The organism is Aeromonas tecta, assembly GCF_000820185.1.
Taxonomy (GTDB): Bacteria; Pseudomonadota; Gammaproteobacteria; order Enterobacterales; family Aeromonadaceae; genus Aeromonas; species Aeromonas tecta.
Window position 1 is genome coordinate 137,607 of record NZ_CDCA01000045.1, and the last position, 12,517, is coordinate 150,123.

The 12,517-nt window shown below is 60.8% G+C and carries 14 protein-coding genes; all 14 read right to left on the reverse strand.

Translation table 11 applies throughout. The annotated features are described in order from the left end of the window. Positions 1–3: 3 nt before the first annotated feature. The 14 genes from BN1137_RS20160 to phoB all read right to left on the reverse strand — a co-directional run bounded on the left by BN1137_RS20160 (position 4) and on the right by phoB (position 12,511). Positions 4–1,191: an amino acid ABC transporter permease gene (locus BN1137_RS20160; protein WP_050720296.1), complete on the reverse strand. Its 1,188-nt coding sequence runs from the start codon at positions 1,189–1,191 to the stop codon at positions 4–6. Between the two features lie 67 nt (positions 1,192–1,258). Continuing rightward, positions 1,259–2,278, reverse strand: a complete 1,020-nt coding sequence (locus tag BN1137_RS20165; RefSeq protein ID WP_050720297.1) for an amino acid ABC transporter substrate-binding protein — start codon at positions 2,276–2,278, stop codon at positions 1,259–1,261. A gap of 425 nt (positions 2,279–2,703) precedes the next feature. After that, a complete protein-coding gene (locus BN1137_RS20170; protein ID WP_157433863.1) occupies positions 2,704–3,003 on the reverse strand; it encodes a DUF2845 domain-containing protein in 300 nt (99 codons plus the stop codon). Next, positions 3,000–4,025 carry an ABC transporter permease gene (locus BN1137_RS20175; protein ID WP_050720299.1) on the reverse strand — a complete coding sequence of 342 codons (1,026 nt, stop codon included), beginning with the start codon at positions 4,023–4,025 and terminating at the stop codon, positions 3,000–3,002. Before BN1137_RS20175 ends, BN1137_RS20170 begins: the two co-directional genes overlap by 4 nt. Beyond that, positions 4,022–4,903 (reverse strand): ABC transporter ATP-binding protein, encoded by an 882-nt coding sequence (locus BN1137_RS20180; protein WP_050720300.1) that lies wholly within the window; start codon positions 4,901–4,903, stop codon positions 4,022–4,024. The genes BN1137_RS20175 and BN1137_RS20180 overlap by 4 nt, the downstream gene beginning before the upstream one ends. 130 nt (positions 4,904–5,033) lie before the next feature. After that, entirely contained in the window at positions 5,034–5,645 is a 612-nt protein-coding gene (locus BN1137_RS20185) for a BamJ family beta-barrel-assembly machinery protein (protein WP_050720301.1), read from the reverse strand. 193 nt (positions 5,646–5,838) lie between these two features. Continuing rightward, positions 5,839–5,961 carry a copper homeostasis protein CutC gene (locus BN1137_RS20190; protein ID WP_408605558.1) on the reverse strand — a complete coding sequence of 41 codons (123 nt, stop codon included), beginning with the start codon at positions 5,959–5,961 and terminating at the stop codon, positions 5,839–5,841. A gap of 8 nt (positions 5,962–5,969) precedes the next feature. Beyond that, positions 5,970–6,695, reverse strand: coding sequence for a copper homeostasis protein CutC (locus BN1137_RS20195; RefSeq protein ID WP_050720303.1), 726 nt, complete (start codon positions 6,693–6,695; stop codon positions 5,970–5,972). A 42-nt stretch (positions 6,696–6,737) separates the two neighbouring features. Beyond that, positions 6,738–7,640 carry an ROK family protein gene (locus BN1137_RS20200; RefSeq protein ID WP_050720304.1) on the reverse strand — a complete coding sequence of 301 codons (903 nt, stop codon included), beginning with the start codon at positions 7,638–7,640 and terminating at the stop codon, positions 6,738–6,740. 111 nt (positions 7,641–7,751) lie between these two features. Next, the gene (locus BN1137_RS20205; protein WP_050720305.1) at positions 7,752–8,258 is read right to left on the reverse strand and encodes a GNAT family N-acetyltransferase; all 507 of its coding nucleotides are present in this window, start codon (positions 8,256–8,258) and stop codon (positions 7,752–7,754) included. Further along, positions 8,246–9,055, reverse strand: a complete 810-nt coding sequence (locus BN1137_RS20210; protein WP_157433864.1) for a M48 family metallopeptidase — start codon at positions 9,053–9,055, stop codon at positions 8,246–8,248. The genes BN1137_RS20205 and BN1137_RS20210 overlap by 13 nt, the downstream gene beginning before the upstream one ends. 154 nt (positions 9,056–9,209) lie before the next feature. Next, positions 9,210–10,184, reverse strand: a complete 975-nt coding sequence (locus BN1137_RS20215; RefSeq protein WP_050720307.1) for a PstS family phosphate ABC transporter substrate-binding protein — start codon at positions 10,182–10,184, stop codon at positions 9,210–9,212. Between the two features lie 336 nt (positions 10,185–10,520). Beyond that, positions 10,521–11,813 (reverse strand): phosphate regulon sensor histidine kinase PhoR, encoded by a 1,293-nt coding sequence (gene phoR, locus BN1137_RS20220; protein ID WP_050720308.1) that lies wholly within the window; start codon positions 11,811–11,813, stop codon positions 10,521–10,523. A gap of 8 nt (positions 11,814–11,821) precedes the next feature. Beyond that, entirely contained in the window at positions 11,822–12,511 is a 690-nt protein-coding gene (phoB, locus tag BN1137_RS20225; RefSeq protein ID WP_050720309.1) for a phosphate regulon transcriptional regulator PhoB, read from the reverse strand. Positions 12,512–12,517: the final 6 nt, after the last annotated feature.

Here is a 12,517-nt window from a genome sequence, read left to right on the forward strand (position 1 = left end):
TCCCTAGCGCTCGACCAACGCCATCTTGCGGTTGTAGATGTTCATCAGTACCGAGGTGGTGATGCTGATGAGGAGATAGACCCCCATGGTCATGGCGATCACCTCGATCGCCTGCCCGGTCTGGTTGAGGGTGGTGCCCATGAACACCGAGACCAGATCCGGGTAACCGATGGCGGTGGCCAAAGATGAGTTCTTGGTGAGGTTCAGGTACTGACTGGTCAGCGGTGGAATGATGACCCGCATCGCCTGTGGGATGACCACCAACCGCAGGGTCTTGGTGGGCGACAAGCCCAGCGCGGAGGCGGCTTCGGTCTGCCCCTTGCTGATGGCCAGAATGCCGGAGCGCACTATCTCGGCGATGAAGGCCGCCGTATAGATGGTTAGCGCCAGCAGCAGTGCCGCCAGTTCCGGCAACACCGTCAAGCCACCCCGGAAGTTGAAGCCCTGCAGGGTCGGGATGCTCCAGGAGAGCGGGCTTCCCGCCAGCAGGAAGGTGAGCAAGGGCAGCAGGATGACCAAGCCTAGCGAACTGAGCCAGATTGGAAAGATCCTGCCTGTCTGCTCCTGTCGGCGCAGGGCCCAACGGCGCAGGCCCCAGCTCAGCAGCAAGGCCAATAACAGGGCGCACCACACATAGCCAAACCCGTCCTCAAACAAGGGTTTGGGCAGATAGAGTCCTCGCACATTGAGAAAGGCAAGCTCCCCCAGCTCTACGCTCTGGCGCGGTGATGGCAGGGTGCGCAGCACCGAGAAATACCAGAAGAAGATCTGCAGCAGCAGCGGAATGTTGCGGAAGGTTTCGATGTAGACCGTGGCTATTTTGGCGACCAGCCAGTTGCTCGACAGACGAGCGATACCGAGCATGAAGCCAAGCAGGGTGGCAAACAAAATGCCGAGCACCGACACCAACAGGGTATTGAGCAGGCCAACGACAAAGGTGCGGCCAAAGGTATAGGTTTCATCGTAGGGGATCAGGCTCTGCAGTATGCCGAACCCGGCGGTGTTGCCCAAAAAATCGAAGCCGGTGGTGATGCCACGGGTTGCCAGATTGGTCAGGGCATTGTTGATGATGTAGAACAGAAACGCGATAACGGCGGCAATGGCCAGGCACTGGAAGATCACCGCCCGTACTTTCGCGTCATACCACCAGCGGCCCTGTGCTTTCCTCTGGTTTGCTGCATGTAACGCCATAAGGATGACTCCGACAAAGCCAAGGCAAGGGGGAAATGGGGGGCCGAGCCCCCCGACAGCTATCGACTCAGCGGATCGGCGGTGCGTACATCAGGCCACCCTTGTTCCAGAGTGCGTTGATGCCGCGATCGATCTTGAGAGGAGAGCCAGCGCCCACGTTGCGATCGAACGACTCGCCGTAATTGCCAACCTGCTTGACGATGTTGTAGGCCCATTTGTCATCCAGCCCCAGCACTGAGCCCTTGGGCTCTTCCAGCCCCAGCAGACGACGAATGTCCGGGTTGGTGGACTTGAGCATCTCGTCCACATTGGCGCTGGTCACGCCAGCTTCCTCGGCGTTGAGCATGGCGTAGAGACTCCAGCGCACCACCTTGAACCACTGCTCATCCCCCTGACGTACCGCCGGGCCCAGCGGCTCCTTGGAGATAACTTCTGGCAGCACCACGGCATCTCCCGGTTTGGCCAGCTTGATCTTGAGGGAGTAGAGCTGGGATTGATCCGAGGTCAGCACGTCGCAGCGCCCCGCCTCAAACCCTTTGACGGTCTGATCCGAGGTATCGAACACCACAGGGGTATATTTCATGCCGCCGTTGGCACGGAAGTAATCCGCCAGGTTGAGCTCGGTGGTGGTGCCGGACTGGATGCAGACAGCGGCGCCATCCAGCTCCTTGGCACTCTTGACCCCGAGGGACTTGTTGACCAGAAAGCCCTGGCCGTCGTAGTAGTTCACCCCGGCGAAGGTCAAGCCAAGGGAGCCATCACGGGTCAACGTCCAAGTGGTGTTGCGCGACAGCAGATCCACCTCACCGGATTGCAGGGCGGTGAAGCGCTCCTTGGCGGTAAGAGAGACATATTTGACCTTGGTGGCATCCCCCAGCACGGCGGCGGCCACGGCGCGGCAAACATCCACGTCCAAGCCGGTCCAGGTGCCTTTGGCATCCGGATTGGAGAAGCCGGGCAAGCCATCACCCACCCCGCACTGCACGAATCCTTTCTTCTTAACCGCATCCAGAGTGCCGTCGGCCCAGACATTGGCTGCCGCCAGCGACAGCACTACAACCATACCCGCCTTGTGTATCTGCTTCATGTCACGCTTCCCTGTGGTTTGATTCAAGTTGGCACCCAAAACCTTGCAAGATGCCAGCGTTTCCCTGCTTTTTTGCAGCTTATCCAGCTGGTCGAAAACCTGTCAATCGGTGCAACCAAGCCCAACTCTGGTGCAGCAGCACAAAATGTTTGAGGGGGCCGATATACGCCTTATGAATAAAAAATAGACCCTTATCGACAAAATAGCATACTGAAATGTCCCCTCTGACCAGGGTGATTATTTTTTCAGCAAAATGGGGCTGCACAATTCTGGTGCGAGGCATAAATTGTTAACTTATTAATTAATATCGAGTTTTAATTCTATAGCCCCTCCCCGGGCAAGATGCTCCAGGAGCTGGCGTCATGGCTATGGGCCCTTACTCGAGAGGCTCTGACCGGCAGGAAGAAGCGTGGTAGAAAGGGGATTCAACCCCCGCGCGGGCCGTCTTCGATTTCGGTGATGACACCGTTCTCGACGGTGACAAATTGCATAAACTGGTTCGTGCCGAAGTTGTAAGTCCAGCGCTCGGCATACTTGACCGTCATGCGGGCGCCGAAACCGTTCTCCTCGTAGCGGGTCAAATCTTCCTTGAGCATGGGCTGGCCGCAGCGGATCAGCAGCTCGGCCGTGGTGTCTCCCTCGGTTAGAAGCGCGCTTTTGCAACGCAGGGTACCGGCATGGATCGGCAGCGAGGCCACCAGCAACAACCACCATATTGGCTTCATTTTGTGCTCCATTTGAACAGCATGGCCCCCAGGGTGACACACACCAGGGCGAACAGAACGACCTGCACCAATGATCCCGCGACCTCCTGCCAGCCCGCCCCTTCCAGCATCACGGCGCGGGCTGCCTCGATGATCTGGCTCAGTGGCAAGCGGGCGGCCACGGCCTGCAACCAGGGAGGAGAACCTTCCAGCGAAAACCAGACTCCGGATAAGAACATCATGGGCAGGCTGATGAGATTGAGCAAACCGCTCGCCAGCTCTTCGTTCTGAAGGCGCGCGGCGATGAGCAAGCCCAGAGATGCCATGGCAGCGCCTCCTATCAGGGCGATCAGCAGCAGCAACCAGCCCGAACCGAGCAGCGGGACGCTCAGCAGCCAGTACGCCACCAGGAACACCAGCACACTCACTACCAGGGTGATCAACACCCGCGACAACAATTGGGCACAGAGAAACTCGGCCGCCGACAGTGGCGTGGCCCGCAGCCGCTTGAGCACGCCGTTCTTGCGATAGCGAACGATGACAAAACCGACCCCGAACAGGCCGGAGAACATCAGGTTCATACCGATCACTCCGGGCAACAGCCAGTCACCGTAACGAATGGCCTGCCCGCTCAGGCTCTCTTTCACCAGCGGCAGGAACACCGCCTGGCGCAGCAGATACTCCGCCATGGCCCCCTGCGGCGCATCCGGGTTGACCCAATACCGACCGCGCGCCGGTGAGAGCAACAGATCCAGCTGATGATGACGCACCTTAAGCTGCCCCCGCCCCTCGTCGTCATAGGGGATAAGCTTCAGCAGCGGGATCTTGTGGAGGGGTTGATAGGCGACGGGCAGCTCACCCAGCACCCCAATCTGCACCAGGGGCTTGGGGGGACCGGAGAAGATGAGGGAGAAGCCGAGCACCAGCAACAAGGGAAAGACCAGGTTCCAGATCAGCGCAGCCCTGTCTCGTACAAACTCGAGGTTGCGGGCATAGAAGAGCGCGCCGATACGCTTGAGGGAACCACCAACGCGCCTGCTCATGATCCACTCCTCAGGCTGTGACCCGTCAGGTGCAAGAAGAGATCCTCCAGATTGGGGGATCGCACCTGCATGCCGGTCAACGGCACCCCCAGGCTGAGCAACTGTGGCAGCAAGGCCGCCACATCGGGACAAGTCAGCTCCACCTGATCGCCATGGCGCTGCAGCGGGTGGCCTAGCGTGGCCAGCGCAGGGTGATCCACCAACCGCACCAGCACACCGTCGAAGTGGCGGGCCAGCAGGGCTGCCGGAGTATCCAGACTGAGCAGGTGACCATGATCGACGATGGCGATGCGATCGCATAGCTGCTGCGCCTCGTCCATGTAGTGGGTGGTGAGCACCACCGTCTTGCCCTGGGCCTTGATGGCCTCGATGCGCTGCCAGAAATGGTGCCGCGCCTGGGGATCCAGCCCGGTGGTGGGTTCATCGAGAAACAGCAGCTCGGGATCGCCAAGCAGTGCCAGCGCCAGCAGCAGCCGTTGACGCTGACCGCCTGAGAGCTTGCGGCTGTCCCGGTCGATAAACTCGCCAAGGGCGCACAGCTCGATGAGCAGCTCGCGCGGCAAGGGGTTGGGATAGAGGCTGGCGAACAGGCGCAGGGTGTCACGCACCGTCAAAAAATCCTGCAGCGCCGTGTGCTGGAACTGAATGCCGATACGCGAGCGATAATCCGGGCCTCTGGGGGCCCCATGAAACAGGATCTGGCCACTGTCCGGGGTGAGGATCCCCTCCAGCAGCTCTATGGTGGTGGTCTTGCCCGCCCCGTTTGGCCCGAGCAGACCGAAACAGCTGCCGGCGGGGATGGCGAAGCTGAGCCCGTCCACCGCCTTGACGCCGGGAAAGTGTTTGATGAGGTCGACGACTTCGATGATGGCTGCCATGGTCTCTCTCCCTGAGCTGACCTGACTATATCCAAAACCAGGGTGTCTGCACATTGACCGAAGGCCAGAGACCTAAAAACAAACGGCGACCCTGAGGTCGCCGTTTTTTTGTGTGGTCAAGCCAACTGGATCACAGGATGTCCAGCAGCTCCACTTCGAATACCAGCGCAGAGTACGGCGGGATGGAACCAGCACCACGGGCACCGTAGGCCAGGTCGTGGGGAATGTAGAGCTTCCACTTGGAACCAACCGGCATCATCTGCAGCGCTTCAACCCAACCGGCGATCACGCCAGTCACCGGGAATTCTGCCGGCTCGCCACGAGCGACTGAGCTGTCGAACACGCCACCGTGGGTGAAGGTACCGTGGTAGTGCACACGCACGGACTGACCGGCAACCGGCACGGCGCCATCGCCTTCGACCATAACTTCGTATTGCAGACCGGTGTCGGTCACTTTCACGTCGGCGCGCTTGGCATTGTCAGCCAGGAAGGCTTCGCCATCGGCAGCAGCCGCTTTAGCGACAGATTCCTGCTCTTCCTGCATGCGGGCGGTGATAACCTGGAAGGCATCATTGATATCGTCACGGCTGACCGCGAACTCCAGACCATTCAGGGCATCTGCCAGACCTTGCTGCAGGGCCGGGATATCCAGGCCAGCGAAGGCTTGCTGCGCCAGCTGATCACCCATGTTGCGGCCGATGCCATAGCTGGCCTTCTGTTCGATAGAGTCGTATTGGGACATTGAGATGTAGCTCCAGATCCAAGTAATAGAGGCATGTAAAAGAGACGGGATGATATCAGACTTTTGCACCGGGCGCTGCGGGCGGCGGCGCTGATTTCCCCGCCTCTGGGAGAGCGCTCACATCCGCCCCTCAGCGTGTCACCAGCGCAGCCCCGGCGCCCTAAAGGAAGAGCGCCGTTTCGTCGGTTTCTTCTCAGGCTTGATCCAGCAGGGCCCGCACCGCCGCCACCTTGGCACCGTCGGTAATATTGACCCGGCCATCATCCGAGGTACCCATGTTGACGCCGCGCGGGGAGACACCATGCCACCGCGTCACACCTTTGCTCAGGCTTGGTCCAGCAGGGCCCACACCGCCGCCACCTTGGTACCGTCGGTGATATTGACCCGGCCATCATCCGAGGTACCCATGTTGACGCCATGCGGCACCATGCCACCGCGCCAGCCCATGCCGGACATGTGCACCTCGCTCACGCCAGTAAACTCGAGGATGGTGCGCACGTTGTCGGCATTGACACCGGCGCCTGGCATCAGGCTGGCGCGGCCCGCCAGGGTCTGCTGCATGGCTTGCAGGGTCTCCAGACCCGCCAGGGCGGTCGGGGCATGACCGGAGCTCAGGATCCGCTCACAGCCAGCCGCCACTATGGTCTCCAGATCGGCGCGCCAGTTGGAACTGAGATCGATGGCGCGATGGAAGGTGACCCCAAGGGGACCAGCCGCCTCGACCAGTTGCTGCAGCCAGGCGGCAGGCACCCGGCCGGTCTCATCCAGCAGACCGACTACCACCCCTTGCAGACCCGCGGCGCGGGCGGCGGCGATGTCCAGCAACATGAGTTCGCACTCGGCCTCGCTGAAACAGAAATCCCCCGCGCGGGGGCGGATCATGGCGTACACCGGGATGGTCGCGTGGCGCGCCACCTGCTGCATGAAACCATAGGAGGGAGTGAGACCGCCCAGTCCCAGCGCAGAGCAAAGCTCGATGCGATCCGCGCCAGCTTGCTGGGCGGTAAACAGGGATTCCAGGTTGTCGATACAGATTTCAAGACGGGTCATGATGACTCCTTATTCAGGGGAGATCAGACCCTGTGTCTGATCTCATAAATTGAGCAGGGCCGCGCCGCGCACCCCGCCAGCGCCGCCGAAACGGGCCTGGCGAATAGCCGGCAGGGCAACGCCGGGCAACAGATGGCCGGGCAAACGCTGCGGTAACTGTTCATACAGGGCTGGCAGGCCACTCAGGCCCCCGCCCAGTACCACGACCTCGGGATCGATCACCGAGATGGCGGTGGCGAGCCCGGCGGCCATGATCTCCAGCCAGCAGTCGATGGCGGCCAGGGCGCTGGGTTCACGGGCCTCATAACGGGCGACGATCTGGTGGCCACTGGCACGCTCGCCATGGAAATGATGATAAAGCCGCTCCAGGCCGGTGCCGGAAGCATAGGTTTCGAAACAGACCAGACGGCCGCAGCCACAACGAGGACGGGGCAGCTCGGGATACTTCATCAAGATGGTGGCGGGCAACGGGTAGTGGCCTATCTCCCCCGCCAACCAGTTACGCCCCTGGATGAGTTTGCCCGCCAGGTAGACGGCGCCACCGATGCCGGTGCCAATGGTCACCCCCAGCACGCTCTCGGCCCCGGCGGCGGCGCCCTGCTGCACTTCGGACCAGAGGAAGCAGTTGGCATCGTTGTCGACGCTGACGGTGCGGCCTAGCAACTCGGCCAGATCCGCGCCCAGATGACGGCCATGGATGGCGGGCAGATTCGCCGCCACTATGCTGCGGTCGTGGCGATTGAGAATGCCGGGAAAGCCGATGCCGACCGCCCCTCGGCTGCCAAAACGGGCGTCAGCCTCCAGGACCCGGCTGCGAATAAGTTGCTGCAACCCCTGGTAGTCATCACCCGGGGTGCCCATCCGCTCCTCGTGACAGAGATTCAAGCCGCCGTCATACACCGCAAAAGCAATCTTGGTGCCGCCAATATCAAAGCCGTAATACATGCCCACACTCCCTTGCCGGTGAACCGGTTCACCTCAGCCTGTCCAGATGGGGAACATTGTATTAATTCGCAAAAAAAATAAAGTAACCGGAGGCCAAAAACGAGAGCCAGCTCAAAGCAAACGACACATTTGTCGCTGCAGGCAGGGTTGCCCAAGGCTGGTCAGGGTGCGCTCCTGCCCATCGAACACGAAGCCACGGCGCTGATAGAACCCCTCGCCAATCTGATTGCCATCGAGCAACCACAACCTGACGCACTCACAGCCCGCCCGACGCATCTGCATCGCCACCGCCTGCCACAGCCGTTTGCCATGGCCCTGGCGCCAATGATCGGGGTGCAGGTAGAACGCCCGGATGCTGGCGGTCATCTGGCCAACCTCGTGCACCGGCTGCCAATAGAGCAGGCCGATGACGACCTCGTCTTGGCAGAGCAGCATGGGCCTTGGGCCGGACTCTGCGAGCCGGCCACGCCAAATCTGCAGGTGCGCGGTGACGGCCAGCTGGGTCAGCAGATCCTCCCCCAGCACCTCGCCATAGGCCGCCAACCAGCTGGCCCGCTGCATCACCGTCATGGCGGCGGCGTCAGCGGGGCGGGCCATGCGTAGCGTTATGCCTTGCACTGGGGCGTCAGACCGGCCGCACGAGCCTGCTGATACAGCGGCTGCGCCTCGGCCTGTTGGGCCTGCAGCTCGGCGATACGGCTTGAATCGCTCGGGTGAGTGGAGAGCAGCTGGGGCGGCGCCTTGCCACCGGCGGCGGCACTCATGTTCTGCCACAGCGGAATGGCCTGGGCCGGATCGAAACCGGCGCGAGCCATCAGATCCAGCCCAAGACGATCGGCTTCACTCTCCTGCTCACGACCATAGGGTAAGGTGATCCCCACCTGAACCCCGAGGCCGAGCGCCGCCATGGTGGCACCGCCGCCCTGGCTGCTGCCGATGGCCGCATCCGCCACCGCCAGACCGATGCCGGTCAGCTGATCGCGAGAGAGGCGCTCGTTGGAGTGCTGGGCCAGCACGTGGGTCAGCTCGTGGCCGATGACGGTGGCAAGCTGATCCTGGTTCTTGGCGACCTTGAGCAAGCCGCTGTAGACCCCAATCTTGCCGCCGGGCAGGGCAAAGGCATTCACCTCCTTGGAGTCGAACACCACCACCTCCCAGCTGGTGATGCCGTAGCTGGCCGGCACCTGGGCGGTCACCGCCTTGGCCACGCAGGAGACATAGGCATTCATTTTGGCATCTGTGCTCACCTTCTCCTGCTTCTTCATCTCTTCAAACGAGTCAGCACCCAGCTGATTCATCTGCTGGGGGGAGAAGAGCAGCATCTGGCTACGGCCGGTCGGAGACTGGGCACAGCTGGCCAGCAGGGCGCTGCACAGCGCCGCGAGGCCGAATTTGGACAGGGAAGAGGCACGCATGAAGGGATCCTTTACCATGAAGTTGCCCTATTTTCGGAAATGCTGACCTCGGGTGCAAGCTGGCAGCCATGACATGCGACCAAAAAGATCCCGTCACACCAATAAAAACGAGCCCACATGGGGCTCGTTTGTCTGCGCGGACGAGATGGATGTCTTACATCATGCCCAGTTTTTTCAGGTCAGCCTGCACGACCTTGGTCGGCACCGGCACATAACCGTCCTTGGCGACGATGTTCTGACCGGCCTTGGAGAGGATCATCTTCACAAACTCTTGCTCCATCGGGGAGAGCGGCTTGTTCGGATGCTTGTTCACGTAAACGTACAGGAAGCGCGACAGCGGGTATTTGCCGGTGATGGCATTGTCAGAGGTCGCCTCGATGAAGGTCTTGCCATCCTTGGAGAGCGGCACGGCGCGCACACCCGAGGTGACATAACCGATACCGGAGTAGCCGATGCCGTTCAGGGAAGCGGAGACGGACTGCACCACGGAAGCCGAACCCGGCTGCTCGTTCACGCCACTCTTGAAGTCGCCGTTACACAGGGCGTGCTCCTTGAAGTAGCCGTAGGTGCCGGAAACCGAGTTGCGACCGAACAGTTGCAAGTCCTTGGCGGACCAGCTGCCGTCCAGGCCCAGATCAGACCACTTGGTGGCAGCCTTGGCTTCGCCGCACTTGAGGGTGCTGGAGAAGATGGCATCGATCTGCGGCATGGTCAGCCCCTTGATGGGGTTGTCCTTGTTGACGAACACCGCCAGGGCATCGACCGCGACGCGGATGGCAGTCGGCTTGTAACCGTAACGCTTCTCGAACGCCTCTTCTTCACCGGCCTTCATGGCGCGGCTCATGGGGCCAAACTGGGCGACACCTTCGGTCAGTGCGGTCGGCGCGGTAGAAGAGCCGGCGGCCTGGATCTGCACGTTGACGTTGGGGTACATGCGCTTAAATTCTTCGGCCCACAGGGTCATCATGTTGGCCAGGGTGTCTGAGCCGACAGAGGACAGGTTGCCCGAGATGCCGCTGGTCGGGGTGTAATCCGGCAGGTCTTTATCCACACCGGCAGCCAAAGCGCTGACAGAAAACAGGGTTGCTGCGGTGAATCCAATCACACCGGCCAGTTTGTTGAGTTTCATCCAATCTCTCCAAAGTTACAGAAGGCTATTACCTTGAGTTTCATTCTGTCTCCTCTCTCCAAGGTGACAGAAGGCTATTGCCAATACATGGCGCCGATTAACACTGTCTTGCGGTGATCAACCCGACGGCGTCTGTCAGATTGCTGAGTTTCGTTCCGTCCCCTCTTCTCCAAAGTAGCGGAGGGTTCGTTCTTAAGACGGCGCCAGTATCTGACCTGGCAGTGACAAATTTATGGATTTAATGTGACACTTTAATGACATGGCGGCAGATTATGACAAATGAAAAGAGGGCCTTTGACAGGCCCCCTTGATGAGGATAACTCATTGCTTTGGCTGCTATTTCACCACCATCCGCGCCGGGATGAGGAAGCTGAAGCGACTGCCGACACCGACACGGCTCTCGATCTCGAGCTGGGCATCGTGATGACTCAGGGCATGCTTGACGATGGCCAGACCAAGCCCCGAGCCGCCGGTATGACGCGATCGCGCCTTGTCGACCCGATAGAAGCGCTCGGTGAGGCGCGCCAGATGCTCGGGTGCAATCCCCTCCCCCTCGTCTTGCACCAAAAACAGCGCCATGGCCCCCTGTTTGCGCCACTCCACGGTGATCTTGCGACCCGCCGGGGTGTAATGAATGGCGTTGTAGACCAGGTTGGAGACGGCGCTGCGCAGTTGATCCCGATCGCCACGCACCAGCAGGTCGGACTGCACCTTGAACTCAATCTGATGGGCACTCTCCCCCGACAGCGCCCGCGCCTCCTGCTCCAGCAGCCCCAGCATGGCGGGCATGTCCACCAGGTGGGAGAGATCCACGCTCGGCGCCGCCTCGATGCGCGACAGGGTGAGTAGCTGATTGACCAGGTTATCCATGCGGATGGTCTGCTCCATCATCACCCTGTGCGCCTTGGCCCACATGGCGGGCGGCGGCGGCTCCTCGGTCATCTCCAGATAGCCCTTGAGCACGGTGAGCGGGGTACGCAACTCGTGAGAGACGTTGGAGACAAAGTGCTTGCGGGTCTTCTCCAGACTGCGCAGCCGGGTCACGTCCCGCACCACCAACATGGCCTGATCCGCGGCATAAGGCATGATGCGAAATTCGAGCGACTTCTCCTCATTGATGGGAGAACTCATCTCGAACGGCTCGTCATACTGCCCCTTGTTCAGATAGGCAACGAAGGCGGGATGGCGGATGAGGTTACCGATGTGCTGACCGGCATCCTCCGGCCAGCGAAAACCGAGCAGTTGCTCGGCCAGCCGGTTGCACCAGAGGATGCTGCCGTCGGTGCGAAACACCACGGCCGCATCGGGCAGGGCCTCAGCCCCCTCCCGAAAGCGGCGGATGAGGCCCGCCAGCTCGCGGCGACGGGCCCGGTGGCGCTGCTGCAGCTTGTAGATACCGTTGAAAATGTATTCCCAGCTGCCACTGCCGTTGGGGGGAACCAGGCTGCGATCGTGCCACAGCCAGTCCGACAGTCGTTTCTGGAAGCGATAGTGCCAGCCAAGATGCAGCAGGGTTGCTAGCAGCAGGCAGAGGGTGAGGTGATCTATCAACCAACCGACCAAGACGAAGGGGGCGTAAAAGAACGCCATTCGCCACAACTGTCGCCGCCAGGCGTAAGGTTGCAACATAACGTCCTCTAAAGGCGGGTTGAGAAGCGATAACCTGCGCCGCGTACCGTCTGGATCAATCTATCGTGTCCGGTCTCCTCGATCGCCTTGCGCAGGCGACGGATGTGCACGTCCACTGTCCTGTCCTCGACATACACATTGGTGCCCCAGACGTTGTTGAGCAACTGCTCACGGCTGTAGACCCGCTCGGGGTGAGTCATGAAGAAGTGCAGCAGCTTGAACTCGGTCGGCCCCATCTCCAGCGCCTTGTCTTCGGCGCTGACACGGTGGGACACCGGATCCAGCTTGAGCCCCTGCACCTCGATCACCTCGTCCACCGAGGTGGGGGAGACGCGGCGCATCACGGCGTGCAGGCGAGCGGTCAGCTCCTTGGGAGAAAACGGCTTGGTGATGTAGTCGTCGGCGCCGGCTTCCAGGCCACGCACCTTGTCCTCTTCCTCACCACGGGCGGTCAGCATTACCACCGGGATCTGGCGGGTCACCTCATCCTGCTTGAGTTGTTTGATGAACTGGATGCCACTGCCACCTGGCATCATCCAGTCCAGTACGATGAGTTCAGGGTAGGGCTCACGCACCTTCGCCAAGCCATCGGCATAGTCTTCCGCTTCAACCGTCTCATATCCTTTTTGCTCGAGCACGAAGCAGAGCATCTCGCGGATTGGTGCCTCGTCCTCGACCACCAGAATTCGCTTAGCCATATCCCT